The organism is Gluconobacter oxydans DSM 3504, assembly GCF_000583855.1.
In the GTDB taxonomy this organism is placed as follows: Bacteria; Pseudomonadota; Alphaproteobacteria; order Acetobacterales; family Acetobacteraceae; genus Gluconobacter; species Gluconobacter oxydans.
This window is the reverse complement of the sequence record NZ_CP004373.1, coordinates 1,478,478-1,503,685: the sequence shown is the minus strand read 5'-3', so window position 1 is coordinate 1,503,685 and position 25,208 is coordinate 1,478,478. Positions and strand designations below refer to the sequence as shown.

The following is a 25,208-nucleotide window of genomic DNA, read 5'->3' as shown; positions in this document are numbered from 1 at the left end:
GACTTTCAGGAGTTGCCGGAGGCTTCGGCAGGCACTTCGGCCGGAAAACGGTTGGCAATGTCATCGCCGGTATACTGCGCGATCCAGCCGGTCGTATCGGTGAAGACGCGCAGGGCCACGACATCCGGGGACGGCCCGGCGTCGAACCAGTGCGGAATGCCTGCGGGAACGGAGATCAGGTCGCCTTGTGTGCACAGGACGGAATAGACGCGACCGCGGATATGCAGGACGAACGCCCCCTGCCCATGCACGAAGAAGCGGACTTCGTCTTCGCTGTGGGTGTGCTCGGACAGGAATTTTTTCCGAAGCTCGGGGAGGTTCGGCGTGGACGCGTTGATCCGCACCACATCCGCACTGCCCGCACCTGTCTCACCCATCAGCGTATCGAGATAGGGACGATAGGCGTCCAGCACCTCTTCTGCCGGCGCGTCGGGCGCCGGTGTGACGGGAGCGGACCAGCGGTCGAAGCGGATGTTGTGAGGGCGCAGGGTCTCTGCGATCTCGCCGGGCGTGGTGACGTCCAGCAGAATCGTATCGGGAGCATCGTCGCGATAGACGGTCAGACGGCTCATGATCAGGCCTTCTTCTGCAGACGGGCCAGTTCGCAGGCCAGCAGGAACTCGAGCCCTTCGAGACGGGCCAGGGCCGTGAACATGTCCTTGCCCCAGACATACACGCCATGGCCGCGGATCAGATAGCCAAGACGCATGTCCGCGAGCTTTGGTGCGACGACCGTAGCCAGACGCGCGATGTCCTGATCGTTATGAAACAGGGGCAGTTCGAGGCTGGTATCGTGGGTCGTCTGGCCCTCGAACACCTTGAGGACCTCATAGCCTGCCAGCATGATCGCGTCGGAGGGTTCATCCATGGACAGGATGGTCGCAGCCACGGAGTGACCATGCAGCACGGCCCCGATTGCGGGATCATGCGCATAAAGCTGCGTGTGCAGGAGCGTTTCCGCGCTGGCACGGTTTGCGGGATCGACCGGAACACCATCGGGGGTAATCTCGATGACGTCGCTGTCCGTCAGGAAACCCTTGTGGCCACCCGAGCGCGTGATCGCGATGCGACCGTCCGGCAGGCGGCAGGACAGATTCCCCGCCGTGGCCGGAACCCAGCCGCGCTGGTCCATCCGCTGGCCAGCCTGCACGATCTGACGGCAGGCATTGCCCCAGCTTTCATCAACCTTGAGGTTCTGCATCAGACCTGGTTGCGGTGCGTTTCGCTGCTGGTCGTCTGGCTGTAGCCAGGATTCTGGTTCGGCGGAGAGATGTGACCCGGAGCCTGCGTGGCGTCCGTCGCGGTCATGGATTCATCGTCGGCCATGTTCTTTTTGAAGGACTTGATGCCCTTCGCGAAGTCTCCCATCAGGCCGCTGATCTTGCCGCCGCCGCCAAACACGACGAGCAGGACGACCGCCAGGATCAGCCAGTGAACGGGGCTCATGCTGCCCATAATGTATTACTCCGAAAAGCCAAGGCCACCATCATGTGGCAAGGCTTGGGCGATTGTGCAAGCGTTCCTCTCAGGAAGCGTCGTCACTGTCGTGCGATGAAATGAAGCCATAGGTCGGATAAGCGCGCTTTCCGAGGCTGTGAACCGGCGCCCACCAGACGCGCACCAGCGTCCAGTCATTGCGGGCGGAAACATCCGTCACGGGGACAGCACGGTCGATGCGACCGGGTTCCCAGTTGGCATGGTCAACGAGGATCGTGCGGTCCGAAACCTGCCGGCGCACGATGGAAACATGGCCGCTGGGCACGCGGGACGTGGCGCGGAAGACCAGGACTTCTCCGGGTCGGGGCGTATGGGTATGAGCATAGCGTCCGGCGGACTGTCCCCACCATGAGGCGGCGCTTCCGCTCAGTTTCAGGCCGGTGCGCTCGCGGGCGTAAGGTGCGCATTGCAGCGGACCGTTGAAGCTGGCGCGGCTGTATTCATAGCGGTTGCCGCAGGCCGCCAGGACGACCAGAAGGCCCAGCGGCAGGCAGCGGAAAAAGCGGGGCATCGTCATCTTCTACAGACTGCGGAAAGCGATGATGCGGTCTTCCGCCTCATCGGAGTCCATGTCGAGCACGCTCTGCGCGACATCACGGGAGAAACCGTTGCGGGCAAAGACGCCCAGTGCCTTGAGCGGATCTTCCTCTTCGCGGTCGGGTCTCTGGAACGGGCCGAGGCGGCGCTTGCGGGCCAGAACGAGGGCGGCGGCGAGCTCCGCTTCCTGCGCGCTGCTGTCCGAGCGTTCGCCGAGCGAGTCGTTGAGGGCTTCGCGGGTCGTGTCCTGATCCACGCCCTTGTTGGCAAGATGGGCTTCAACAGCCCGGCGGGAGCGACCGGTCCGGGTCAGGCTGAGCGCGCGGTTGCGGGCGTAGCCGGCATCATCCACGGCACCGAGATCGGTCATGGATGCGACGATTCCGTCGATGGCGGGACGCAGGGATGCAATAGCGGATTCGATGTCTTCGTTCGGCAGACCCGCCCGGGAAGCGCGCACGCCCCAGCGGCGCAGGCGACGGTCCAGCACCTGACGCAGGCCCTGTTCGGTTGTGGCGAAGCGGGCGAGATGCGCCAGCGCCACTTCACGCAGGGACGCTGCATCCGGAACGGGTGGCGGGGCGGGACTGTCCTCCATAATGCTTCGGAGTATGCGGCGTGAAAGGCATTTACGGCAAGACGCCTTGGAGCCATCATTCCCGGCATGAGCGATTCATTTTCTGCCCCTTTGGCTGCCCGTCTTGAAGCGGCCGTCTCCGCCCTCCCTGCCCGCTTTCCCGGTCCCGGCGGGGCCGTGGCCGTTCTGAAGGACGGAGAGGTTCTGGTCCGGCATGGCTGGGGCTATGCGAATGTGGAACGTCGCATTCCGTTCACACCCTCCACGCTGTTCCGCATGTGCTCCATCACCAAGCAGTTCACCTGCGGAACGCTGCTGGACCTGTATGACGATCCGTCCGAACTGGACGCAGATGTGGATGCGCGCCTGCCGCAACTGGATGAGCCCTCACCGGGAATGCTGCATCTGGCGCATAACCAGTCCGGCCTGCGGGATTACTGGGCGGTGGCGATGCTGCATGGCGCGCCCATCGAAGGGTATTTCGGCGACCGCGAAGCCCGTCGCGTCATTGACGGGACGCGGACACTCCAGTTCCAGCCGGGAACGTCCTATTCCTATGTGAACCAGAACTTCCGGCTGATTTCCGACATTCTTCAGGACCGGACGGGACGCAGCTTCGCCGAACTGCTCCAGACGTCGATCTTCAATCCTGTCGGCATGGAACGCGCAATCCTTGCCGCCGAAACACGTGCCATGCCGGATGGAACAGTGGGCTACGAAGGAACCGTGGAGAGCGGATTCCGCCCGGCCATCAACAACATCTGGTGGACGGGAGATGCCGGACTCGGCGCTTCGCTGGATGACATGATTGCCTGGGAGCGCTTCATTGACGAGACGCGCGACGCTCCGAACAGTCTTTACCGGCGCCTGACCGTTCCGGTGGCATTCAGCGACGGACAGCCTGCGCCTTACGGGTTCGGGCTGCAGCGGACCAAGATGTTCGGCCGGGACGTCACGATGCATGGGGGCGCCCTGCGCGGCTGGCGGTCCCATCGGCTGCATGTCGCATCCGAGCGTCTGTCCGTCGTGGTAATGTTCAATCACATGAGCGCGGCGCAGGTTGCCTCGGCGCAGATCCTGGCTGCGGCTCTGGGTGTGCCCTACGAGCCTGAGCGGAGCACGCAGCAGCCGACAGCACTGTATGGCACCTATCTGGAACGGGAGACGGGACTCTCGGCCCGAATCGAACCCGCGCCCGGTGGGGCGAAGCTGCGCTATCTGATGGTGCCGGAGCTTCTGGAAGGCATTTCAGCCACGCGCGTCGAGGCCGGATCGGTCGTCGTGAACGCGCAGGAGACTGCGGAGGGCGCGGAAGCCGTGATGGAACGTCCGGGCGAGAACCGCACCAGCATCCTCGCCCGCTGTGATGAGACGCCCGGCGAGGATATTACCGAACTGGCCGGTGTCTATCGCTGCGAGGAACTGGACGAGGCCGAAGTGACCATCGAACTGGCTGGCGGCGTGGTTTATGGCGGTTTCTCTGGAATCTTGGGCGATGGCCGGATGGAAATGCTCCAGCGCCTGGCAAAGGATGTCTGGGTTCTGCCCTGCCCCCGGGCGCTGGATCATACGGCGCCCGGAGACTGGACACTGGCATTCGAGCGTCAGGGCGGCAGCGTGACAGCGGTGCGGGTCGGGTGCTGGCTGGCGCGGGATCTAATGTATCAGCGGGTCTGATCTGCCGGGTTAACCGGGACATTCTGTTGCGTCGGGGTTTGACGGAACCCCTTTCTGCCCTTCACTATAGGGGTGTGGAACTTGAAGCCCTGCTCCGGGCAACCAGAGCAGGGTTTTGCGATTCCGCACAAACCGTTTCGTTTTCAACCAGATATTCAGAGATCCATCATGATCCCCGCGCTGATGCCGAATTACAAACGTGCCGACCTTGCTTTCGAGCAGGGCGAAGGCGTCTGGCTGACGGCGACGAACGGGCGACGATATCTGGATTTCGGGGCCGGTATTGCCGTGACCTCGCTGGGACATGCCCATCCGAAGCTTGTGAAGACCATTGCGGAACAGGCCGCGAAGGTCATGCATGTCTCGAACCTGTACCGGATCCCCCAGGCCGAGAAGCTGGCGGAACTGCTGGTGCAGAACACGTTTGCGGACTCGGTGCTGTTCTGCAACTCGGGTGCGGAGGCCAATGAAGGCATGGTCAAGATGATCCGCCGCGCCCAGTTCGAGAACGGGCATCCGGAGCGGACCAACATCCTGTGCTTCAACGGCGCATTTCACGGCCGGACGCTGGCCATGATCTCGGCGACGGGCAATCCCGCCTACCTCAAGGGCTTTGGCCCTGTGGTGGAGGGCTTCGACCATGCGCCGTTCAACAATACCAACACTCTGCGGGACGCCATCACGCCGCACACGGCGGGTATCGTCGTCGAACCCGTTCAGGGTGAGAGCGGCATCAAGCCCGCAACCCTCGAATTCATGGAAGGGCTCCGCGCCGTCTGTGACGAATTCGGGCTGTATCTGGGCTTTGATGAGGTCCAGACCGGCGTGGGGCGGACGGGCAAGCTGTTTGCACATGAATGGTATGGCGTCCGTCCGGACGTGATTTCCGTAGCCAAGGGGATCGGTGGCGGCTTCCCGCTCGGCGCCGTTCTTGCGACGGAAGAGGTGGCGCGGCATCTGACCCCGGGCTCACACGGGACGACCTTTGGCGGCAATCCGCTGGCCTGTGCGGCGGGTGTGACCGTTCTGGAAGAAATCCTGAGCCCCGGTTTTCTGGAACATGTCCGGAGCGTCGGCGACGCGTTCGGGAAGATGCTGGAAGATGTCGTGAGCCGGTCTGAAGGTGTTTTCGACAATGTCCGCGGGATTGGGCTGATGCGGGGACTGCACTGCGTGCCGCCGGTCGCGGACGTCATGCAGGCCGCACTGAATCAGGAGCTTCTGACGGTCAGCGCCGGGGACAACGTGCTGCGCCTCGTCCCGCCGCTGATCGTGACGGAAGCCGAATGCCGCGAAGCCTGCGAAAGGCTCGTGAAGGCGGCTCACTCCCTGAAAGCCCCTGCAACGCAGGAGAACGCATCGTGAGCACCACAGCAGCGACCCTGACTCCAAGACATTTCCTGGATTTGCGGGATTTCAGCCCCGAGGTCATCCGGCAGGTCATCGACCTTTCAGCGAAAGTCAAAGCCCTGCAGAACGGGCGCCGACAGCCCCTGCATCCCGATCGCCCGCTGGAAGGCCGCAGTCTTGGCCTGATCCTGGCCCAGCCTTCGACCCGCACCCGCGTGTCGTTCGAGGTGGGGATGGGACAGCTTGGCGGGTCCGTTTCCGTACTTTCACCGGGCGACATGCAGCTTGGCCGGGGCGAAACCGTGGCGGACACGGCCCGTGTCCTGTCGCGTTTTCTGGACGTGATCGTGCTGCGGACCGGCAATGACGCCAATCTGCGCGAACTAGCGAAGTGGAGTTCGGTGCCGGTCATCAACGGCCTGACGCCGGTTTCCCATCCGATCCAGATTCTTGCGGATGTCCTGACATTCGAGGAACATCGCGGGCCGATCCGCGGCAAAACGCTGGCCTGGATCGGGGATGGCAACAACGTCGCTACCTCCCTGATGGAAGGCGCGGCCCTTCTCGGCTTCAAGGTCCACCTGGCAACGCCGGAAGGCTTTGCTCCCAACCCCGATGCCGTGGCGTGGGCACGGGATCATGGCGCGACAATCGAGATTTTCCGGGACCCTGCAGAAGCTGTGGCCGGGGCTGATGCAGTACTGACGGATACCTGGGTCAGCATGGGAGACAAGGACCGCGAAAAGCGGCTCAAGGTGTTCCAGCCCTATCAGGTTGATAGGGCCCTGATGGCAAAAGCTGCGCCCGATGCCCTGTTCCTTCACTGCCTGCCTGCCCATATCGGAGAGGAAGTGACGTCCGAGGTCTTTGAAGGCCCGGCGTCCGTTGTCTTTGATGAGGCGGAAAACCGCCTTCACACGCAGAAGGGCCTGCTGCTCTGGGCCCTGGGGAAAGAAAACGGCTGATGGATACACCCCCCTTTCTTGATACGAACCGGCCTGAAGTTCCGAACATGGTCGTTTCGGGCGGTGTCATGCCGTTCTATCTGGAACGTTCGCCGGTTCGGGGCCGTCTGGTGCGGCTCGGACCACTGGCGGATGCCATCCTGTCGCGTCACGACAATCCCGATGCCGTTTCCCGGCTTGGCGGCGAGGCTCTGGCACTCGTAGCCGCCATGGTTTCGGCCCTGAAGTTCAAAGGTGCCTTCTCCCTTCAGGTCAAGGGCGATGGGCCGGTTTCCATGCTAGTGGCGGATGCAACAGATAGCGGGGATCTGCGGTTTTTCGCGCGTCTGCGTGAAGATGCCAATCGCGAGGCGTTGCCCGCCACCGCCAAGGAGCTTCTAGGCGACGGCTACATGGCCTTCACCATCGACCAGGGGCCGGACATGGACCGGCATCAGGGCATCGTGGACCTGACGGGCACGACGCTCGCCGATATGGCGATGAACTATTTCCAGACCAGCGAGCAGCATGACTGCTGGATCCGGCTGTTCTGTGCGAAATCGGCTGACGGCTGGAAGGCCGGTGCACTGGTTCTGGAACGGATTGCGGCCGAAGGCGGCATCGAGACCACCGAACAGGATGAAGATGCGTGGGAAACCGCCTGCACGCTGGCCGACACAGTGACGGAACAGGAAGTCCTTGATCCGGACCTGTCGCACGAGCGGCTGATCCATCGGCTTTTTGGTACGCTGGATGTCCGTTTGGGCACTCCGCGCGCGCTGGCCTATGGCTGCCGATGCAACCGGGCAAGGCTCGCATCCGTTCTGGAGACATTCCCTGATGACGACCTCGATCACATGGTCGAAAATGGCGCCATCACGATGAACTGTGAATTCTGCAACGTGGGTTTCCGATTCACGCGCGATGAACTTGGAGCACGCTCTGCATGACTCTACCTCTGCTTGATGACGTAAAGCTCGATGGCTTTCCGGTCGAGCAGCTTTATCCCGGTTGGGCGCCCCTCAGCCGGGCGCCTGTAGCGGATGATTTCAGCGTTGTGGTGTTTGCTGAAGCGAGCACCAGCCGGCAGGCCTGCTGGTGGCTTGAAGGCGAAAATTATCGTGCCAGCCATATTCTGGCGCTGGATCCCGCCTTGCGGAAACGCCTTCTGACCGCCATGGATCCGGTGTTCTGGCCGCTGGCATCAGGAGTTCTGGGCTCTCCCCTGCCCGACCAGACCGGCCCCTCCTGCGAGAGCCTGCCTGAAATTGCCGTGAACGAGCTGGCCGGTTCGTGGCTTGAAGGATATGCACCCCATACACTCCTTCTGCCATCAGGCCATGCAGATAGCGGTGAGCCACTACCATGTCCGAACGGACGCAAAATCGGCGCAAACCGGATAACGGCCCTCTTGGCTGCCCAGCGCGGAAACGGCCCGCTGATCGTTTCTTCGCCCTTCACAGCGCTCCCTCTGCTGGCACAGATCACGTTCCAGACGGGACCTCTGAGTGTCAGCCGTTTTCAGGAAGCCGATACGGTTTTCTACCTGATCTGGAACAACGCTCTTCCGGCCCTTCGCCCCTCTTTCTATTATCCCGATGCCCCGCTGCTCATTAGTGATGATCCGGGCGGCGCGATGATCCCGGGACTGATCCTGAGCTGGTATGCACGCCATCCCGAACACGCAGCGCTGATCCGCGAGGCGCGCCCCTTCAGAGCCGAGGATTTCGGTGTCGGACAGGCGTCCGGCCTGCGCCCGAAACCCTCGGACGAAAATTCCCCGCCCCCACCGGCTGCGCCAGCTCCCTCGCCGCTCCCAGTGGAACAATCGGCTTCCGCTGCCCCCCCTCAAGCGTCTAGACAGGGGCTGAAAAGTCGACTCAAGTCCCTTTTCGGTCGTCTGTAGCGCCTTCAGGAGACAGGATATGCGCGTACGTTACTGGACTGGTCTGAGTGCTCTGGTGCTGTCCCTTGGCGTGGCGGCATGCTCCGATGGAGATGCGGACCAGACCTTTCCTCCGCTTGATTACAGCTATCTGTCCCAGATCCATCTCAACGTAGCGTCGATTGACGTGCAGGATGAAGCTCCCGCTGCGCCGGACTCACTATCGGCAAAGGCCCCCGTTGCGCCGGACCAGGCCCTGAAGGCCATGGCAAACCAGCGTCTGGTAGCCAGCGGAACCTCCGGCAAGGCCGACTTCATCATCAAGCAGGCCTATCTGAACCGGGCAGGCGATAAAGTGGTAACTGGCGCCATGGACGTACAGCTCAACGTCGCGGATGCCGGTAACCAGCATACCGGTTTCGTCCATGCGCGCATCACCCACAAGCTGGATGCGGGAGACCGGGATCCGACCTCGCGCAAGGAACTCTATACCCTTACCAGCCAGATGATGCAGGACATGAACGTGGAACTGGAATTCCAGATCCGCAAGAAGCTCCTTTCCTGGATGACGGATGCTGCCGGAACTCCGCTCGTCAATGGCGGTATCCAGCAGCAGACACTTGGAGCACCTGGAACAGAACCGGTGGCCACTGCCCCGACAACACCGGCACTTTCTACAGAGACTTCCACAGGATCAGCCACATCCGAAAAGGCAGCAGCACCCGCTGCCGCTCCGAGCGCGCCGGACGCCATTTTCCCCACAGGATCCGACACCGAGGCGGCAACGACAGCCACCCAGCACTCGCCACAGCCCGGAACACTGAAGCTTCCCTCAACAGACAGCACTGAAACGCACTGATTTACGCCTCTCGTCATGTTGTGATGAGCACATGTCTGGTGAACTGCGCCTGCCTTCGTTAGGGAGAGGGCATCCTTTTTGTAAAATGACCGTTTCCAGATTTTCTGTCATTTCTGGTTCTACTGTCCGGAGAAACCTGTGCCCCCCATGGAACCGACACTGAACCGTCCGCTCCGCCGCAGTTTCGTGAAGGGGCTTCTTGGGACCACATCATTCTGGATGGCTTCGGGAAATGCCTCATGGACAGAAGCGCTGGCGGCTGAGGCAGCCCATCCCTATCAGCCCACCTTTTTCGATGCGATGGAATACCGGTTTGTAGAGGCAGCCAGCGAGCGCCTCTTTCCTGCTGACGATAACGGGCCGGGCGCAAAAGCGCTGGGGGTGGCGGAATTCATCGACCGTCAGATGCAGACCCCTTATGCCCGGGGGGAAAACTGGTACATGTCCGGCCCCTTCCAGCAGGGGCCAGCCAATCTGGGATATCAGCTCCCGTTTGTACCGCGCGACCTGTATCGCAAGGGCATCGCAGGCGTTGAGCACTACACCCGACAACATTACGGCAAAGGCTTTGCAGACCTCCCGCCGGTGCAGCAGGATGAAATTCTGACGGCGCTGGAAGGGGGATCGGTCCAGCTAGGCGAAGTCCCGGGCCGCGTCTTTTTCGAGCAGCTCCGGACCAATACACTTGAAGGCGCCTTCGCCGATCCACTTTACGGCGGCAACCGGGGACTTGGCGGCTGGATCATGCTGGGTTTCCCTGGCGCCAGGGCGGATTTCATGGACTGGGTCAATCAGGAAGGCGCTCCCTATCCCCTCGCGCCGGTCTCCATTTCAGGGGAGACCGCTTAAGATGGGCAGGACACATGTCGATGCAGTCATCGTTGGCGCTGGCTGGGCCGGTTCGATCATGGCCAAGGAACTGACCGAAGCCGGACTGTCAGTCATCATGCTGGAACGTGGCCCCGAGCGGACGACACCCGTCGAAGGCGCCTATCCGGAATCGATTGATGAACTGCGCGGCGCCGTGCGCAAGCGCCTTTTCCAGAACCTGTCCCAGTCCACAGTGACGATCCGCAATACAATGGACCAGACGGCACTGCCTTACCGTCAGCTCGCAGCCTTTCTGCCCGGAGAAGGCGTGGGCGGCGCAGGCCTGCACTGGTCGGGAGTGCATTTTCGCGTTGCCCCCGAAGATCTGAGACTGCGGAGCTCCGTGATCGAACGCTACGGTGAGAAATTCATTCCCGAAGGCATGAACCTTCAGGATTATGGCGTCACCTATGAAGAACTCGAACCGTTTTTCGACAAGGCGGAAAAGGTCTTTGGCACGTCCGGGGAAGCGTACAAGGTTCAGGGAAAAATCGTCGGAAACGGAAATGTTTTTTCTCCGGATCGTTCCGATAACTTTCCACTCCCAGCCATGAAGGATACCTTTTCAGCATCGATCTTCCGCGATGCTGCGAAAAATGCGGGATATCATCCCTATGCCCTGCCTGCTGCCAACGCATCACGACAATACACCAACACCTATGGCTGTCAGATGGGGCCATGCAATTTCTGCGGCTATTGCAGCGGCTATGACTGCTATCTGTATTCCAAGGCCTCGCCTAACGTGAATATCCTGCCCGCATTGCGGCAGGACCCAGGATTTACCCTTATCCCGAATGCCCATGTCCTGCGGGTCGATCTCGACAGCACAAAAACAAAAGCAACCGGGGTAACCTATCTGGACACAAAGAGCCGGAAGGAAACGTCCCTTTCTGCCGATCTGGTGATCCTGGGGGCATTCCAGGTCAACAATGTTCATCTGATGCTGGTTTCCGGAATTGGAAAACCTTACGATCCCGTCAGCAATACCGGGACGGTCGGACGCAATTTTGTCTATCAGACCATTACATCCTCGCGCATCTGGCTTCCCTCTTCGACCTACACCAACCAATTCGTCGGGGCCGGCGGGGCCGGTGTCGCCATTGACGATTTCAACAGCATGAATTTCGACCATGGGCCGCTTGGTTTTGTGGGGGGATCGCCTGTCTGGGTCAATCAGGCGGGTGTGAAACCCATCGCCGCCGCTATAGGCGCCGGTGGTGGCGGAACACCACGATGGGGCTCTGCCTACAAGAACGCCCTGATCAATACCTACAAGCATTCGCTGGGTATTGATGCCCATGGAAGCAATATGGCGTATCGGGATGTCTATCTGGATCTCGATCCGACCTGGAAAGATGCTTACGGGCAGCCACTGCTTCGCATGACCTTCACGTGGAAAGACAATGATATCCGCATGAACCAGTATGTCGTCAGCAGGATCGAGCCCATCGCCCGCGCGATGGGGGCAACAAAGATGAATCTGGTTCATCTCAATGCCGGGCAGCCCTTTGACACCCGCAATTATCAGACCACCCATCTGGGAGGCGGCGCCATCATGGGAGACAATCCCCAGACAAGTACGCTCAACCGCTATCTCCAGAGCTGGGATGTGCCCAATGTCTTTGTCATCGGATCGAACGCTTTCCCGCAAGGAATGGGCTATAATCCAACGGGAATGGTGGCCGCTCTGGCCTACTGGGCCGCACATCACATCCGGACGACCTACCTGAAGTCCCCTGGCCCCCTGGTGAAAGCATGAAGTGGCCGCTGGTCATCGCCTGCTTTCTGGGAATAGGTCTCACAGCAGAAGCCACAGCGCAGGCCTCTGACAACGCCATTATAGAAAAGGGACGCTATCTGGCCGCAGCCTCCGACTGCGCGGCCTGTCATTCCGTTCATGGCAAACCGGAGTATTCCGGAGGTGTATCATTTTCCCTGCCAATGGGAAAAATCTATTCCACCAATATCACTCCGGATCCCGATCACGGGATCGGCCGCTATACGGAAGCCCAGTTCGGACAGGCGTTGCGACAAGGCATCCGCCGGGATGGCTCGACACTTTATCCTGCCATGCCCTTTCCGTCCTACGCCCGACTGACAGATAGCGATATCCACGCTCTTTTTGTCTATTTCAGGGAGGGCGTTAAAGCTGTGCCGGTTTCAGCGCCTAGGAACGAAATTTCTTGGCCACTTTCTATTCGCTGGCCTCTGACCTTCTGGCGCTGGGCCTTTGCTCCCACGCCCCATAAGGCCATCGCCAGCACAGCAGAAGAGTTCACCGACCCACTGCTTGCGCGGGGCGCCTATCTCGTGGAAGGGCCGGCTCATTGCGGCGCCTGCCATTCCCCGCGCGCCATCACAATGCAGGAAAAAGCCCTGACTGCGCAGGACGGCAGCCTTTATCTGGCTGGTGGGGCGCCAGTAGATGGCTGGACGCCACCATCACTCCGTCAGGAAAACCGGACCGGCCTGGGCCGCTGGAGTGAGGAGGACATCGTTTCATTCCTCAGGACCGGCCGCTCGAACACCGGCAGCGTTTTCGGCTCCATGACCTCGGCCGTTCTGCACGGCACACAGAAACTGACCAACAGCGACCTGCACGCCATCGCACATTATCTCAAAAGTCTGTCCCCCGCCGACGAGACACAGACGCCATGGACGTATGATCCCACGATCACCGACCAGCTTCACAAAGCGGATCTGTCCTCACGCGGTGCCCGCATCTATGTCGACCGGTGTGCAGCCTGTCACAGGACTGATGGAAAAGGCTATCCGGCCGTCTTTCCGCCTTTAGCTGGCAATCCTGTCATGATGCAGAGCGATCCTGTGTCTCTCGTTCACATCGTTCAGAAGGGCGCAAGCCTTCCTGCCATGACAGCCGCGCCCTCTTCCATCACGATGCCCGCTTTCAGTCACAAACTGACCGATCAGCAGATTGCCGATGTCGTGACTTTCATCCGCCATGCCTGGGGCAACAACGCCTCTCCTGTTTCAGCAGAAGACGTCAGACAGTTCAGCAAGACCATGCCCCCACCAGATATGGCAGATGATGCAGTCTCACTGAACTGAACGCCGCCTCAGGGCAGGAAGCGATAAAGCACACAGCCCTGAAACCCGGTGCCACCACTGGAAGACACGCCCTCAGCCGTTGCCGAGTAAGAACCGCCACCACCTGCGCCGTACCGCGTTGCAAGGCGCCCCCCCTGGTTGCCACAACGTCCCGCACCTCCCCAGGGGCCATCCCCACCATATCCGGAGAACGTATAGGCGTTGCACTGCCCGTCCCCACCAGAGGTTCCGCTCTGATTCCAGATCGTGCCGCCAGAAGCATTACCGCCCACACCGCCCGCAGATCCGGTCGTGGAATAAAATGTTCCACCCTGTCCACCTTCGGCCTGCAAAAGCGTCTGCCCGTTGTAACTCACCAGCGAAGTCCCGCCCGTCTGCTCGGACCCGCCGCCACTTCCGACGGTAATCGCCAGACCATTCCCCTGCGTGGGGCTGACGGCATAGATACCCCAGGCATCTCCCCCACCGCCGCCACCGGCACCAGAAAACGCACCGGCAGTCGTCATCGACTGAGAAGCAGCCCCACCACCGCCGCCGCCAATAACGCGCAGTTCCACCCGAGATGCCCATGCCGGAACGGAGACCGAGCCATTCACAGTCACCAGCGTCATGGGTTCCGTGCAGGCCTTGAGAAGAGCCTGCGTTGCCAGTTCCGGGATGGTCGGCCAGAAAACCTGTCCCGGCTGAACGCTCACACCTGACAGGTTGCTCGCGCCCTGTGGAACCGCAATCGTGTAAAGCGCCACAACACATCCACCCGTAGGAGCGGAAGGCGGATTGGCAGCGGCCACCAGAGAAATCACACCTGCCCGGCGCACCGGCAGCGCGCCACCGTCATTCTGGATTCCTGCCTGCGTCTGCGACGGATTGCTGGCATTGAAAAACGGCAGCACGGTCGGATCGGCATCCTGCTCGAAGCAGACTGCATAAACGGTATAGGTGTTGCCGCTCCCCGGAAGCGTAACGGTCTGCGATGTCGTGCTGATATACTGGCATGTAAGAGCCGTTGTATCCGCCGCAAGCCCCCCGCCATTGCCGCCCAGGCTGGTGGCGTCCATGACGCCCGGCGCCAGGATCGAACCCGCCTCGACCGTCAGGCTCAGATCGCTGGAAGATGCAGAATATCCCAGTCCAGACGCGGCCATGACATTCGGACCGTACAGCATGGACGCCAGGTTTCCAAAAGCAGCCTTGGTATAACGCCCGGCCCGCAGAAGATCCGTGTCGAGCGGGATGGATCCCGCATAAACGATTGCCCGGTCCATTAATTTTCCACCTTGATCCAGCCGGTAACGCCCATGGCCGCCGTCTGATCGACGGCGCGGCAGACTGTCGCCAGATCTGCGGCCTTTCCCAGCTGTGTTTCTACAAAGAACTGACCACCCTGAAGGCTGCCGTAACGCAGGGCCGCCGCACCATAACCGTACCCCCCGCCCATAGCAGGCGACGTTGCGCAGCCAAGGGCATGGCAGTCAGAAGCATTCAGGGTTTCAATGATGACCGGCTGCACACCGGTCGCCGCAACAATTGCATTCGTCACGGCCTGACGTGTGTTGCGTTCGGCAAACAACGAAGCACTAATGCGCTTGCGATAGACGGCATCCGTTTCGGAAGCCTGACGGACCAGACCGCTTTCACCGAAATAATCGTCCGCAGCCATGTCCAGAAACGCGCCGCTCATCGTCGCAAGACGCATCTGCGGAGAACACTCCAGCATCAGTTGCCAGATGCCAGCCAGGACAGTGCCAAACCCGCGCAGAAGAGCCGCCAGTACTGGTGCGGTCTCCTCATTCAGCCCCTGAGGCTCCGAAGGAAACCATCCCTTGGGCAAAAGACGCCGGAGCCGGCTTGCGAAATCATCTATCGAACCGGGAGCCGGTCCCGTATCGAAAAGGATGCTTCCATCCGATGCCCGGAGAATATCCCGGCCTTCGTCATAAAGAATACCCATCCGGTCATCCCCCAGCCTGGCTGGGGCTCATCAGCGGAATACGATAATCGGCACCATTGACGTTGATATGGAGAAAACCGCCATCTGCTACAGTCGGCATCGTACCTCCGGCTCCAGTAACTGGTGACGTGATCTGAAGTTCTCCCCCGCTTGCGGGAAAAAGTCCCAGATTTCCGGAGCCTCCCGTCCCTTCCTGCACATAGAGACCCGCTGCCTGCGTCCCGGATCCAGCCTGAACCTGAAGCGCATTGGTCGGGCTGGCCATGCCGGCAATCGAGAAGAGTGTTTCCCCCTCGATATTGCCAAACAGGATCCCGTCATTGGTAAATTCCTGCCGCGTGCCGCTGGTGCGTTCCGTCACTGTGGAACGGACAAATGCTCCCACATTCGCCCCCGCCACCCCGGAAACGGTCTCGGGCGTATGCCATTCGACAGCATGATTCCGCGCCAGCGAAACAGCCGATGCATATCCGGAATCCTTCCCATCCGTTCCCGTCAGGGACTGGGCCCCAAAAACAATACCCGTCTGCCAGGAGTTCGGATTGGAAACGAATACTATTCCTGCCGCAGCATCGGACGTCCCCGATGTCTGGCCGCCACCCGCGCCAAGCTGAATTCCATACACGCCACCACCAACATTTGGCGCATAAGGCGTGGACTGTCCCACCGCAAGGCCACCGAAATTGACGGCCTCAAGTTCCATCCCGAATGTCGGCTGGTAATCCACCCCTGCCATCCGCCACGCTTCACCATAATAGGCATAGGCGGTCGTGGTGGTAGGATTGGACGTATCGTCGGAAATTCCCCAGGACGCCACTCCGATGGAGCTTGGCTGAAACCCCAGAACCGAAGAGCCGCTCACTGCATCCGAAGTCCGCGACCCTGCGACGAACGCACTGTTGCCGAACTGCGCAACCGACGCGCACTGGGCATCCTGCAAGGCCCAGGGACCAATGGACGTCGCCGCCATGGTCTCCGACAGCCAGTCATGTTCCGAAGAACTGGCCCGGTCACTCAGAGCAGGATTTTCCGCCGCAACACCCACCAGAAGCCGGTCCGCAAAACGTTTTACCTGCGCTCCCTTGTCGGCATAGAACTGACCACTGGCCGAAACACTGACAGGAGCCTCAGTTACCTGCGCCACAGTCGCCGTCACTGTCCGTGTTCCGCTGGCATCCGCCAGAACAAGGACCTCTTCTCCCGTCAGGGATTCGAGTTTCGGATATGTATTAAATACCGCCATGAAAATTCCTCATCCCTGCCGATGGATCCAGATTCCGGATCCTTAGCCCTGGGTGACATTGATCTGAATGCTTCCAACCACGAGCGCCTGATTGCCGTTGGCAGGAATGTCAGCCTGCGCTCCATTAAGACGGACATTCAGAACCGACGTCACGGAGATCCCCGCGCCCGCATAGGCCAGGTAGGAAAGACGGCTGTACGGATATCCGGCCCCCACGGTCATCGCGGCAATATCTTTCGACACGACAGACTGAATGGCGCTTGCCGCCTGCTGAACCGAAACGGAAGACGGCACCACAACATCCATGGAAACATCCACCGTCAGAACCTGTGGCGCCTGCACACCAAAACCGACCCCCAGGGCCCGAACAGAATCAATGACCTCATAGACATTCGACAGCAGTTGGTCCGAAGGCACCCCACTTCCGTCATTGACCACAGCCGTAAAATATCCGCTCCGCGCAACACCCGCCGCATCCAGACCATCCCGGAGCGAATAACTCAGATCCGTCTGAACGTTAGCAATGGCATTCCCCACCGCGGCCCGACTGGCAGACGCCTTCGCCGCCAGCCAGAGCGGAAAACGCGCCCTCAGCTGACTATCCGTCTCCTGGTCGGAGCCATTCAGGAAAGGCGCCGTATTCGTCACGGTATCCAGCCCCGAGACCGCCGTGCCCATCAGGCAGATCGCACCGACCGAGACATTTCCGACTGCCCCCGCCACCTGGCATGAAACAGGCACCGACAGCGTCGTCACACCTGCCGCCCGCACATATCCGCCAGCAGATGCGGACCATGTCGGCAAGGACTGATCCTGCGTCACGACAAAGGATATCCCCCCCACAGTGCGCACAATCACTCCCGGCGGAACAACCGCCGACTGCTCGCTGGCCATAAAGGACGTAAACGTCACAAGCCCTGTCGCCGGCGTCCCCGGCAGACGGGTCATGCCAAAATCATTGACGAAACTGTCACAGTCCGCCCCCGTCGACGTCGCCAGACGGGTCCGCAGCAGCGACTGCAATACCAGATACTGCAACCACAATCCCACACCGCCAACACCTTCCATAAGCGCCCGCACAGGCGATCCGATGGAAACGTCCAGAAGTTGGGAACATGAGGCCTGCGCCGTTGTCACTGCAGCCGAAACAGTCGTGGAAAAGGAACGTAAGGAGAGAGACATCGCATCCTCTTGGAGCGGTTCAATACTGTGCCGCTCTCATCATTTCAGTAGGAAAAAGACAGGCTCTGCTGCTGACCGGATGCTGCATCGACATAGGACACGTCGCATCTGCAGACACCACCGCCCTCATCCGTTACAGTCACTGTCACGGCCTGCGATGAATCCACCCCGGCATCTGCCTGAACCTGCGCCCGGATGACAGATTCCATCGCTTCCGGTGCAATGACCTGACCGACCATGAGTGGCAGCCCCACCCCGTAATCCAGTTGCCAGATATAATCCCCGGGAACAGTCAGCAAACGCCTCAACAGACTCTGTCTCGTCAGCTCCGTGCCAGAGACCGTCTGAAGCGTGCCGGAGTTCAGAACCAGATCGTTCCCGAAAACATGTGAAAGAGCGATCATCCAAGCGCTCCTTCCGTCTTCTGACTTCCCAGCAGATGGACATGCTCATTCAGCGAATGCTGATCCGTACACACATCCCCCCCCGAAACCGTCAACCCGGCAGATGTCAGGGTCATGCTTGTCCCACCGACAGAAAAACTGATGCCACCGTCCTTCAGAACAATCCGTGCATTTCCCGCACCCGCCGCCACACCAGCAGACCCGACATGCAGCCAGCCCGCTTCCGAAGACGTCGCCCCGGAAGCGCCTGCCGAGGAAAGCGGCGGACGACCACATCCCCCTTTGACAAGCAGTTCGCCAGGCTGCGCAACGGCTCCGGTCAGAGGAGACACAGGCGCCATCACCACCGTATCAAACACACATCCCGTTACAACAAGATGCTCTCCGTCCCCCTCAACAGGCTGAAGAACAACATGCGTGCCTGGAGAAGACGGACACGCAATCCGCAGATCTCCCGCATGCACCCCGCCAGCATCCGGAATCCAGCCCGTTTCCACATTTTCAGGCTGGATCCGGACCTTTACGGCATGATTGACAGGATCGACGGCTGAGACGATTCCAAACATCGTATGCGCCGTCCTGCCTTGAAGAGCAGCGGCATCAAAACGAGCATCACTCATGTCCCACCTCCGCGATCCCTCAGAACAACCTGCTGCACAAATCCCTGCTCCACGGAAAACCGGGAGGTCACCTGATCAATCCCCAGGGTCTTTTCCCCATTTCCCGTTACAACAGTCATGTAGTTTCTTGGTGCAATACCCGGCACACCCGGAATCCTGATCCGCACAGACAACGCATGCGCCGCAATACGTGCATGCTTGCCACGCGCCAGCCTTTGCAACTCGTCCAGCCGCCGTCCGGGAACACGAAAGGTATGGATACTGGCGTTTCCAGACGGAGCGCCCTGAGAGAACGAAACGCCATCATAATAAATCTGCGTCGTACTTCTCTGACGTGAATCCCACGATGCCATGTGCACAACCACACCAGACAGAAGCTGCAGATCCCGCGCAACACTGGTTTCAAGAACCGCGTTCCGCATGTCTGTCACCTGCACACCTGTATCGGAAGAGGAGCCCAGTGGCTGGCAGACAAGAGATGTTCCACTAGCGTAAAGATCACAAAAAGAATCCCGGGCAATCGTGAACGCAAGATCCGCCGCCGTCTGAAAACGATGCTGCCCCATGAGAGCACCGCGCTTATGCTCGATCTGCCAGAACTGACCCGCCATGAGCGTAGCCTGATCAGAGGGGAGCGCAATCGCCGCATCCAGGCCTGCGGCCTGCGCCATGATTTCCAGCAATTCCTGCTGGGTATGGTTGAGCCACGCATCCTGAATCCGCAGATCCATCAGAGCCGCCAGCGCATCACGGCATTCCATTTCCAGAACGGCATGCTCGGCCGCATATTCAATATGGTCGATCCGGCCCTCAAACAGCGTAGTCCACGAAGACAAAACGCTCTGCGTATCCCGCATCTGGAGGATCACCCACTTCCGGGCAGGTTGCTCCGTCTCAAACCACAAAGCCTGCTGCGCCTGATCCCTGACGGCAAAACGCAGCGATGCGACATCACAGGCTTCATAGCGGTTCGCATCAATCTCGAACTGCAGAAGCGCCAGAACCGGATCAACCTGCCCATCAAAAAGAACCTGGACTTCCAGGTTTCTGACGCTCATTCCAACACCCCGTCAGGCAAACCCGATACCAGATCACTCTCGACCGCCGGCACCTTCAGCACGACAGTTTCGGAAATCCACCCCAGATCCGGATCCGTCATCCCGTTAACCTGCGCAATCCTCCACCATTGAGAAGCATTCCCCAGCTCACGCGCGGCCACATGAAACAACGAAATATCCGCAGCGCTGACAATAATATCCTGCATCATGTCCTCATGCGAAAACGGACGGCAAAGACGTCGATTGCCCCTGCGCCACAGCAACATTCGCCGCCGAGCGATTCACCAGACTGCCCGCATCGGCGGCAGCGCTCAGAAGCGCCGCGTTCTGTCCCAAAGCGTTCAATGAAACACTGTTGACCGGCTGAATGGCTTCAACATTCTGTCCGGCTCCGGTCAGAATGGACTGCAACCCACTTCCCGCATTTTCCAGCCCCCCGGCAACAGAGGTCAGCGCGGAAGGCACCGTAGCGAGATTCATACCACTCTGCGCCACGCCGTTGACCGTCCCCAGAGCATCCGTCACCTTCGAGGCAAAACCCCCGGCACCAACAAGCGTCGCCAGCGGCATGACCTGCCCGACAACCGAAGACACCTGTCCCACCGCCGTAAAAACCCCTTCGGAAACATCCGAAACCACGCTGGAAAAACTGTCGAGAGCACTCCCGACATCATCTCCCAGCGCTCCGGACAAAGTATCGGAAGTCTGTACAGCCGTCGTTTCCTGTGGTCGCTCAAGAACCAGCGCATAGGAACAGACAGCGCCTTTTGCCTGGTAAACGTAATGAAACTGGGCAATCCAGACCTGGACGGAAAGCCCCGCAGCCGAAAAAGCAACCTGCTGCCCGGCCATCCGCATGCGTTCAACCGCCTGAGCCCGCATCTGCGCATCCGGACCAAGAAAGCGCCCTTTCAGCTCCAGACGCCCCGGATCGTTGCCCAGCGCATCAACAACACGCCCGCCCCCCGGAAGACGATGCACAACCAGCATCTGCCGACCGCCAACCTGCAGCGTATCGGGAACTTCAATTCCCGTCAGAACCAGATTTCCCAGTATGACAGGAGATGATGACCCCAGCCGCCCTACGGCACCAATGGCATTTTCGATGTCGGAAAGACCAATACCCATCGGGGAACACCTCCTCTGTCAGAAAAATCCGATACTTCGGCCCGGATACTGAGGCTGCATGATTTCATCCACGCCCCCGCCAGAACGTCGCGCCGCCAGACGGGACCTGCGATTGCCGAACGAGAAATCATCACGCCTCATCTCGTGATCCACATCACCACTCATAGTGTTCCTGTCGTGATAATTCCGGAGCGCCGGAAAGGCTGGAAGCGCGTCATGTTCCCGTCCGGCTCCTTCAGATGATGGCGCGTGCACAGTCTGTTTCCGCACTGGCGGAATACAGGTCGAACCTTTATCCACCAGTACTGCCCGGCGAACGACAGGAGACACCCCTGTCGCACCATGCCTGATGCGCCTGACAGGCAATGCGCGCTCAATCATTCCCCCCCGACTGGGGGATACCGCCGTTCGTCCGACATCAGCAGCAGCCCGTTTCCGCGCCACCACAATCCGCCCCGACTTTGCATCCAGTCGCCCTTTCCGTTTCGGAAAAGCAGTCATCTCATGCACACCCGCACGTATTCCCGCTTTTTCTGCAACAACAAAAAAAGGCTTCAAAGAAAGACCTAATCGCAGGATCCGCACCACCCGCTGTTTTTCCCGCACGGGAAACAACACCGAATGAAATACTCCACCCGATTTACGAACAGGCGCAATCTCGTGGATGCCCTCTCGTCTTTGAAAGCCGCCACCCCGCACCGTCCTTCCGGAAACCAGAGGCCCCCTGATGCGCGACGGCACGATCCCAGCCTGTTTTTTCAACCGTGGCACAGCCGCAACCGGAAACGACCGATGCACCCACACCAACCCTCTGGAAGAAGCTGCAAAAAACGTCCTGACCGAGAGAAGAGACCGCCAGATGTGCTCCCGCATCATATCTCTCCCCGATAACCCATCATGTCCCAGTCAAAACAGTGCCCTTCCCGCTCTCCGGTAATGACACACGCGGCAAGACGCCGCGCTCTCGACCATCCTCGCAAAACATCCCACGGCACCCCGTGATCCAGCAGATACAGCATCTCCTGAAACCCGGAGTGCCGACTCAGTTTTTTGCGACGTCCCGCAGATCCTCATCCGCATCACGCTCGAAAAGCGGCGTCAGAGCCGCAATCCCGGCCTTGCCGACCCGACGGGCCAGCTCGCGGATTTCATCCTTGGTCTGCGGCATCTGAACCGGCACACCATCAATGGCCGTCACCGAACAGATCATTTCCGCATAACCCAGCCATGCGGATGCCGACGCGCCATTGATCGCACTGCCCGCTGCCTCGATCAGATCCAGCATATCTGCCGGATCAATCTCGCGCAGCGTCAGACGCCGGTTATCGGACAGAACAACTTCCTGCGGAAAATCACTCACGAAATCTTCGTCCTCGTAGATGCAAAAAACTGAACAGTCTGATGGATCATGTGATCCGCCTGCCAGGGATCACTCTTCAGCTGCATGGAAACATTGCTGAATTCCCAGGTGCTGGTCGTCCCATCCGGTTCGGTCACGTACTGATAGATCGTCCCACTTCCGACCGTCCCTGCATTCCAGTATGCGGCTTCGACAGCCGCCACCAGATTATCCAGTGCCGCATTGGCCCGGGCAATCTGGAACGCTCCCCGCCAGCCATTGGGAACATTGAACTCCAGCGGCACCCCGTTCAGCGGATTTGCGCGCAGGGCCTGTGTTTCCTGGGCCGCACTGAAGGACGTGACGTCCCGCAGATCAACCCGCTGACCGTTCCACAGAACAGTAATCCGGCAATCCCGGCCAATGCTGTATGGATTTGCCATTTAGCCGACACTCCCCGATGCAGACGACACGGTGACAGACGCGCCACCCTGCAGATTGACGATGAATTTCTCGTTGATGCCCTGGTAGCGAACCGCCACATCCGCCTGCACATAGCCCAGCGCCGTGCGGGACTGCGGATTATTGCTCGAATCACAGACCACACTGTAAGGCAGCTCACCATTCTGAACGCCCAGAATACCCTGTGAGAGCAGCGACGACAGAAAGCCCAGAAGCGTCGAACGAATATCGCTGAACAGCGTATCGTTGATCACTTCACCCACATAACCGCCCATGCCACCCGCAAGCGAAGACGCAATATAGTTCGTCAGGCGCGTATAATTGTCGCCATTCATGGTGCTCTTGCTGGACGAATTATGTCCACAGCGCACCGCCCAGTAAGTGCCACCCGGCGCCGGATTGCAGATCACATCAATTCCGGCCGTAAACAGCACTGACAGTTCAGCCGTTGAATAGGTCGCACTGCTGCCCGTCAGACCCGCCTTCTGGCTCCCCACGATCCCCGACAGCGCCTTGTTCAGACTGGACTGCTCCGGCGAAAGAGCGGCAAGCCTGCCACCTGCAAATGCCTGCGGGCTGACCAGCATCATGCCGTTGGTATCATCATTCCACCACAGCCAGTCACCGAACATCAGCTTGACCGACGACGCATCCAGCCCACTCGCCGCCTTGACTGCAATCGCATTCGTCACCGTATCGGAAGCCGGCCCGACAGCGATCATATAGACCCCTTCGGACGTCCCGAAAGCCGCCTGAGCCGTATAGGACGTGCTGTCCGTCACACCATGCAGCAGCGCCACCGCACAGCCCTGCCCGCGCAGCGCATACATACCGGTCCGCACCGTGCTGTCCTGCCCGATGAACTGAGCCGTCGTCGGCACACCGCCATCCGTGCCCCCTGCAAGTGTCACACTCGCTGCAGCCACAGCCGGAACCGTCTCCGGAAGCACGACCTTCACCAGCGCATTCAGATCCTGCGCCACAGCCGCCGCAATGGCAGACCAGTCCGCCCCCGCATAGGTCGTAGCCCCCAGATCCCTATGCGTAACCGCAAGCGCAAATCCGGAACCCGTAGCCGTCACGGCCGCCACGATGCCATTACCCACGCTACCCGTATGAACAGCCTGGATCGTCACGCCATCCAGCGTGCCGGATGCCGCCACATCCGTCCCGTCCGTCACCCGAACGACAACAAAAGACGATGCTTCCTGCATCACAGCGATATTGACCGCCAGCCCCGCATCCGTCGTCTTGTTCTGCTTGGCGCCGAACGCCGCGACATAGTCGCTCATGCCCCCGATCGGCAGCGGCATCCCCACCGGCCCCCAGCCGGCAGTGCCCACAATCCCCAGCTGAGAAGACGATGCTCCCGCCAGGGCCAGCGTCTGCGGCTGGGCGATCTGCACGTAAAGATTTGGCACGGTCAGTGCCGTGGTATTCAGCGTTCCCGCCTGATAGACCAGAGACATCCCCGGATCGCTCTCCAAAATGCAGAAAGCGGGCGCTCCCACAGAAGCAACCCGCTTTCCTGATGAAATTTCAGCGCTTTGACTCAGCTTCTGCGTCAGGCAGCAGCGACCACTGTCCCGAACTGATCAACCCCCAGCCCCGGATAGGCCGTGGCGGCAGCCTGCGCCGCAACCACAGCCTGCATGGCATCCAGAGCCGCCGTTACCGTCTGGTTCGCTCCCCCGGGAGCCAACTCCCCGAAAGACATCGCTACCCCGCCCTCTCCAGAGAGGTTCCCGATGCCGCACAGCATTTCGGAAGCCCACTGCACCTGAAGGGTGTCGAAAACCAGCTCATAGAAATAATCCCGCCGATACAGTGCCTCGTTCTGCATCGTGTCGACATCTTCCACGCTCTGGAACCGAAGCTGAGCCTCCCGCCCGTCCAGAGTGCTGATCCAGCTCTGCTCCGCCAACGCCGTATCCAACACGGAAGCCAGTGTCTCCCGCGCTGTCGCATCCGCGGTCCAGATCGAAACCCGATAAAGCTGCGCCTGCCGCCGCGTCACCCGAACCGACTGCCCGTATCCACCGGCATGACCGTTCAGAACCCGTCCCGGCACACTGACAGTCGCCCCGCTCGCCACACCATCCGTCAACGCCGCCGCCAGAGCTGCCGCAACCGTCGCTGGCGTATCCTGCGCCGTCACCGCATAAGCCGCAGAAGGCGCACCTCCATGCGGCATGTCATCCAGCCAGACCGCCACCACACCCGCAGGTGTAGAAGTCCCGGAAAAGACGATCTCAACCGTCCCATCCGTAACCACGACCCCAACCGTAGGAACCACTTTCTGCTGTACCCGCCAGGGCCGCCCCAAAGGTTCAGCCCATTCCGGCATTTTCCGCGGCGCCATGGTAACAGTCACGAAATCGATGTTGTTGCGGATGTTCTGCGCCGCGAAAAGATCGCTCGGCAAAAGCCACCCCCGCCGCAGCACCACCTGCCGCCCTGTCACTGAAGCTCCCGACAGCCCATCCGGATACAGGATCTGCGCACAGTTATAAGCCAGCGCCAATCCGACTTTGGAGGCATCTGTCATTCTTGTCC

The 25,208-nt window shown here is 60.2% G+C and carries 28 protein-coding genes; 9 read left to right on the top strand and 19 right to left on the bottom strand.

Annotation, left to right across the window (positions count from 1 at the left end):
* Positions 1–5 precede the first annotated feature (5 nt).
* From GLS_RS06735 to GLS_RS06715, 5 genes are all read right to left on the bottom strand, one after another.
* On the bottom strand, positions 6–572 hold the full coding sequence (locus tag GLS_RS06735) for a 1,2-dihydroxy-3-keto-5-methylthiopentene dioxygenase (protein ID WP_041111653.1): 567 nt from the start codon (positions 570–572) through the stop codon (positions 6–8).
* A gap of 2 nt (positions 573–574) precedes the next feature.
* Positions 575–1,201: a methylthioribulose 1-phosphate dehydratase gene (locus tag GLS_RS06730; RefSeq protein ID WP_041111652.1), complete on the bottom strand. Its 627-nt coding sequence runs from the start codon at positions 1,199–1,201 to the stop codon at positions 575–577.
* On the bottom strand, positions 1,201–1,455 hold the full coding sequence (locus tag GLS_RS06725; protein WP_011252794.1) for a twin-arginine translocase TatA/TatE family subunit: 255 nt from the start codon (positions 1,453–1,455) through the stop codon (positions 1,201–1,203). Before GLS_RS06725 ends, GLS_RS06730 begins: the two co-directional genes overlap by 1 nt.
* A 70-nt stretch (positions 1,456–1,525) precedes the next feature.
* Positions 1,526–2,014 (bottom strand): CHAP domain-containing protein, encoded by a 489-nt coding sequence (locus tag GLS_RS06720; protein WP_193363797.1) that lies wholly within the window; start codon positions 2,012–2,014, stop codon positions 1,526–1,528.
* 3 nt (positions 2,015–2,017) lie between these two features.
* Positions 2,018–2,632 (bottom strand): regulatory protein RecX, encoded by a 615-nt coding sequence (locus tag GLS_RS06715; RefSeq protein WP_041111651.1) that lies wholly within the window; start codon positions 2,630–2,632, stop codon positions 2,018–2,020.
* A 66-nt stretch (positions 2,633–2,698) separates the two neighbouring features.
* Here GLS_RS06715 and GLS_RS06710 point away from each other — a divergent pair, with 66 nt between their 5' ends.
* From GLS_RS06710 to GLS_RS06670, 9 genes are all read left to right on the top strand, one after another.
* The gene (locus GLS_RS06710; protein WP_041111650.1) at positions 2,699–4,288 is read left to right on the top strand and encodes a D-aminopeptidase; all 1,590 of its coding nucleotides are present in this window, start codon (positions 2,699–2,701) and stop codon (positions 4,286–4,288) included.
* Between the two features lie 168 nt (positions 4,289–4,456).
* The gene (locus GLS_RS06705) at positions 4,457–5,653 is read left to right on the top strand and encodes an aspartate aminotransferase family protein (protein ID WP_041111649.1); all 1,197 of its coding nucleotides are present in this window, start codon (positions 4,457–4,459) and stop codon (positions 5,651–5,653) included.
* Positions 5,575–6,603 carry an ornithine carbamoyltransferase gene (gene argF, locus GLS_RS06700; RefSeq protein WP_226986532.1) on the top strand — a complete coding sequence of 343 codons (1,029 nt, stop codon included), beginning with the start codon at positions 5,575–5,577 and terminating at the stop codon, positions 6,601–6,603. The genes GLS_RS06705 and argF overlap by 79 nt, the downstream gene beginning before the upstream one ends.
* Positions 6,603–7,532 (top strand): Hsp33 family molecular chaperone HslO, encoded by a 930-nt coding sequence (gene hslO / locus GLS_RS06695; protein WP_041111648.1) that lies wholly within the window; start codon positions 6,603–6,605, stop codon positions 7,530–7,532. The genes argF and hslO overlap by 1 nt, the downstream gene beginning before the upstream one ends.
* Complete coding sequence (locus GLS_RS06690; protein WP_041111647.1) at positions 7,529–8,488, top strand: hypothetical protein; 960 nt, start codon at positions 7,529–7,531, stop codon at positions 8,486–8,488. The genes hslO and GLS_RS06690 overlap by 4 nt, the downstream gene beginning before the upstream one ends.
* A gap of 19 nt (positions 8,489–8,507) precedes the next feature.
* Positions 8,508–9,326: a hypothetical protein gene (locus tag GLS_RS06685; protein ID WP_041111646.1), complete on the top strand. Its 819-nt coding sequence runs from the start codon at positions 8,508–8,510 to the stop codon at positions 9,324–9,326.
* 138 nt (positions 9,327–9,464) lie between these two features.
* Positions 9,465–10,175, top strand: coding sequence for a gluconate 2-dehydrogenase subunit 3 family protein (locus tag GLS_RS06680; protein WP_041111645.1), 711 nt, complete (start codon positions 9,465–9,467; stop codon positions 10,173–10,175).
* 1 nt (position 10,176) lies between these two features.
* Entirely contained in the window at positions 10,177–11,955 is a 1,779-nt protein-coding gene (locus GLS_RS06675) for a GMC family oxidoreductase (RefSeq protein WP_041111644.1), read from the top strand.
* Entirely contained in the window at positions 11,952–13,265 is a 1,314-nt protein-coding gene (locus tag GLS_RS06670; protein ID WP_041111643.1) for a cytochrome c, read from the top strand. Before GLS_RS06675 ends, GLS_RS06670 begins: the two co-directional genes overlap by 4 nt.
* 8 nt (positions 13,266–13,273) lie before the next feature.
* On the opposite strand, the gene GLS_RS06665 is transcribed toward GLS_RS06670, so the two are convergent.
* The 14 genes from GLS_RS06665 to GLS_RS06605 form a co-directional block, all read right to left on the bottom strand.
* Entirely contained in the window at positions 13,274–14,530 is a 1,257-nt protein-coding gene (locus tag GLS_RS06665; RefSeq protein WP_041111642.1) for a glycine-rich domain-containing protein, read from the bottom strand.
* Entirely contained in the window at positions 14,530–15,216 is a 687-nt protein-coding gene (locus GLS_RS06660; protein WP_041111641.1) for a hypothetical protein, read from the bottom strand. Before GLS_RS06660 ends, GLS_RS06665 begins: the two co-directional genes overlap by 1 nt.
* A 4-nt stretch (positions 15,217–15,220) precedes the next feature.
* On the bottom strand, positions 15,221–16,459 hold the full coding sequence (locus GLS_RS06655; RefSeq protein ID WP_041111640.1) for a hypothetical protein: 1,239 nt from the start codon (positions 16,457–16,459) through the stop codon (positions 15,221–15,223).
* Between the two features lie 42 nt (positions 16,460–16,501).
* Positions 16,502–17,641 (bottom strand): baseplate J/gp47 family protein, encoded by a 1,140-nt coding sequence (locus GLS_RS06650; protein ID WP_041111639.1) that lies wholly within the window; start codon positions 17,639–17,641, stop codon positions 16,502–16,504.
* Between the two features lie 44 nt (positions 17,642–17,685).
* Positions 17,686–18,045: a tail protein gene (locus tag GLS_RS06645; RefSeq protein ID WP_011252778.1), complete on the bottom strand. Its 360-nt coding sequence runs from the start codon at positions 18,043–18,045 to the stop codon at positions 17,686–17,688.
* On the bottom strand, positions 18,042–18,665 hold the full coding sequence (locus GLS_RS06640) for a baseplate assembly protein (protein ID WP_041111638.1): 624 nt from the start codon (positions 18,663–18,665) through the stop codon (positions 18,042–18,044). Before GLS_RS06640 ends, GLS_RS06645 begins: the two co-directional genes overlap by 4 nt.
* Positions 18,662–19,723, bottom strand: coding sequence for a hypothetical protein (locus GLS_RS06635; protein WP_041111637.1), 1,062 nt, complete (start codon positions 19,721–19,723; stop codon positions 18,662–18,664). Before GLS_RS06635 ends, GLS_RS06640 begins: the two co-directional genes overlap by 4 nt.
* Entirely contained in the window at positions 19,720–19,932 is a 213-nt protein-coding gene (locus GLS_RS06630) for a hypothetical protein (RefSeq protein WP_024717029.1), read from the bottom strand. The genes GLS_RS06635 and GLS_RS06630 overlap by 4 nt, the downstream gene beginning before the upstream one ends.
* A gap of 4 nt (positions 19,933–19,936) precedes the next feature.
* A complete protein-coding gene (locus GLS_RS06625; RefSeq protein WP_041111636.1) occupies positions 19,937–20,851 on the bottom strand; it encodes a hypothetical protein in 915 nt (304 codons plus the stop codon).
* A gap of 18 nt (positions 20,852–20,869) precedes the next feature.
* Complete coding sequence (locus GLS_RS13260) at positions 20,870–21,727, bottom strand: hypothetical protein (RefSeq protein WP_148295903.1); 858 nt, start codon at positions 21,725–21,727, stop codon at positions 20,870–20,872.
* Between the two features lie 166 nt (positions 21,728–21,893).
* Positions 21,894–22,211, bottom strand: a complete 318-nt coding sequence (locus tag GLS_RS06620) for a hypothetical protein (protein WP_011252773.1) — start codon at positions 22,209–22,211, stop codon at positions 21,894–21,896.
* Positions 22,208–22,633: a hypothetical protein gene (locus tag GLS_RS06615; RefSeq protein WP_011252772.1), complete on the bottom strand. Its 426-nt coding sequence runs from the start codon at positions 22,631–22,633 to the stop codon at positions 22,208–22,210. The genes GLS_RS06620 and GLS_RS06615 overlap by 4 nt, the downstream gene beginning before the upstream one ends.
* Positions 22,634–24,121, bottom strand: coding sequence for a phage tail sheath protein (locus GLS_RS06610; protein ID WP_041112735.1), 1,488 nt, complete (start codon positions 24,119–24,121; stop codon positions 22,634–22,636).
* A gap of 95 nt (positions 24,122–24,216) precedes the next feature.
* On the bottom strand, positions 24,217–25,200 hold the full coding sequence (locus GLS_RS06605; protein WP_041111635.1) for a hypothetical protein: 984 nt from the start codon (positions 25,198–25,200) through the stop codon (positions 24,217–24,219).
* Positions 25,201–25,208: the final 8 nt, after the last annotated feature.

Excerpts from the sequence above, each read along its gene's own strand:
- GLS_RS06635 (WP_041111637.1), bottom strand. The coding sequence starts at position 19,723 with ATGAGCGTCAGAAACCTGGAAGTCCAGGTTCTTTTTGATGGGCAGGTT.
- GLS_RS06725 (WP_011252794.1), bottom strand. The coding sequence starts at position 1,455 with ATGGGCAGCATGAGCCCCGTTCACTGGCTGATCCTGGCGGTCGTCCTG.
- GLS_RS06640 (WP_041111638.1), bottom strand. The coding sequence starts at position 18,665 with ATGAGTGATGCTCGTTTTGATGCCGCTGCTCTTCAAGGCAGGACGGCG.
- GLS_RS06730 (WP_041111652.1), bottom strand. The coding sequence starts at position 1,201 with ATGCAGAACCTCAAGGTTGATGAAAGCTGGGGCAATGCCTGCCGTCAG.
- GLS_RS06690 (WP_041111647.1), top strand. The coding sequence starts at position 7,529 with ATGACTCTACCTCTGCTTGATGACGTAAAGCTCGATGGCTTTCCGGTC.
- GLS_RS06615 (WP_011252772.1), bottom strand. The coding sequence starts at position 22,633 with ATGGCAAATCCATACAGCATTGGCCGGGATTGCCGGATTACTGTTCTG.
- GLS_RS06625 (WP_041111636.1), bottom strand. The coding sequence starts at position 20,851 with ATGGGTATTGGTCTTTCCGACATCGAAAATGCCATTGGTGCCGTAGGG.
- GLS_RS13260 (WP_148295903.1), bottom strand. The coding sequence starts at position 21,727 with ATGATGCGGGAGCACATCTGGCGGTCTCTTCTCTCGGTCAGGACGTTT.
- GLS_RS06660 (WP_041111641.1), bottom strand. The coding sequence starts at position 15,216 with ATGGGTATTCTTTATGACGAAGGCCGGGATATTCTCCGGGCATCGGAT.
- GLS_RS06705 (WP_041111649.1), top strand. The coding sequence starts at position 4,457 with ATGATCCCCGCGCTGATGCCGAATTACAAACGTGCCGACCTTGCTTTC.
- GLS_RS06685 (WP_041111646.1), top strand. The coding sequence starts at position 8,508 with ATGCGCGTACGTTACTGGACTGGTCTGAGTGCTCTGGTGCTGTCCCTT.
- GLS_RS06670 (WP_041111643.1), top strand. The coding sequence starts at position 11,952 with ATGAAGTGGCCGCTGGTCATCGCCTGCTTTCTGGGAATAGGTCTCACA.
- GLS_RS06735 (WP_041111653.1), bottom strand. The coding sequence starts at position 572 with ATGAGCCGTCTGACCGTCTATCGCGACGATGCTCCCGATACGATTCTG.
- GLS_RS06650 (WP_041111639.1), bottom strand. The coding sequence starts at position 17,641 with ATGTCTCTCTCCTTACGTTCCTTTTCCACGACTGTTTCGGCTGCAGTG.
- GLS_RS06675 (WP_041111644.1), top strand. The coding sequence starts at position 10,177 with ATGGGCAGGACACATGTCGATGCAGTCATCGTTGGCGCTGGCTGGGCC.
- GLS_RS06655 (WP_041111640.1), bottom strand. The coding sequence starts at position 16,459 with ATGGCGGTATTTAATACATATCCGAAACTCGAATCCCTGACGGGAGAA.
- GLS_RS06720 (WP_193363797.1), bottom strand. The coding sequence starts at position 2,014 with ATGACGATGCCCCGCTTTTTCCGCTGCCTGCCGCTGGGCCTTCTGGTC.
- argF (WP_226986532.1), top strand. The coding sequence starts at position 5,575 with ATGCCGCGAAGCCTGCGAAAGGCTCGTGAAGGCGGCTCACTCCCTGAA.
- GLS_RS06630 (WP_024717029.1), bottom strand. The coding sequence starts at position 19,932 with ATGATGCAGGATATTATTGTCAGCGCTGCGGATATTTCGTTGTTTCAT.
- GLS_RS06710 (WP_041111650.1), top strand. The coding sequence starts at position 2,699 with ATGAGCGATTCATTTTCTGCCCCTTTGGCTGCCCGTCTTGAAGCGGCC.
- GLS_RS06715 (WP_041111651.1), bottom strand. The coding sequence starts at position 2,632 with ATGGAGGACAGTCCCGCCCCGCCACCCGTTCCGGATGCAGCGTCCCTG.
- GLS_RS06605 (WP_041111635.1), bottom strand. The coding sequence starts at position 25,200 with ATGACAGATGCCTCCAAAGTCGGATTGGCGCTGGCTTATAACTGTGCG.
- GLS_RS06665 (WP_041111642.1), bottom strand. The coding sequence starts at position 14,530 with ATGGACCGGGCAATCGTTTATGCGGGATCCATCCCGCTCGACACGGAT.
- hslO (WP_041111648.1), top strand. The coding sequence starts at position 6,603 with ATGGATACACCCCCCTTTCTTGATACGAACCGGCCTGAAGTTCCGAAC.
- GLS_RS06645 (WP_011252778.1), bottom strand. The coding sequence starts at position 18,045 with ATGATCGCTCTTTCACATGTTTTCGGGAACGATCTGGTTCTGAACTCC.
- GLS_RS06610 (WP_041112735.1), bottom strand. The coding sequence starts at position 24,121 with ATGTCTCTGGTCTATCAGGCGGGAACGCTGAATACCACGGCACTGACC.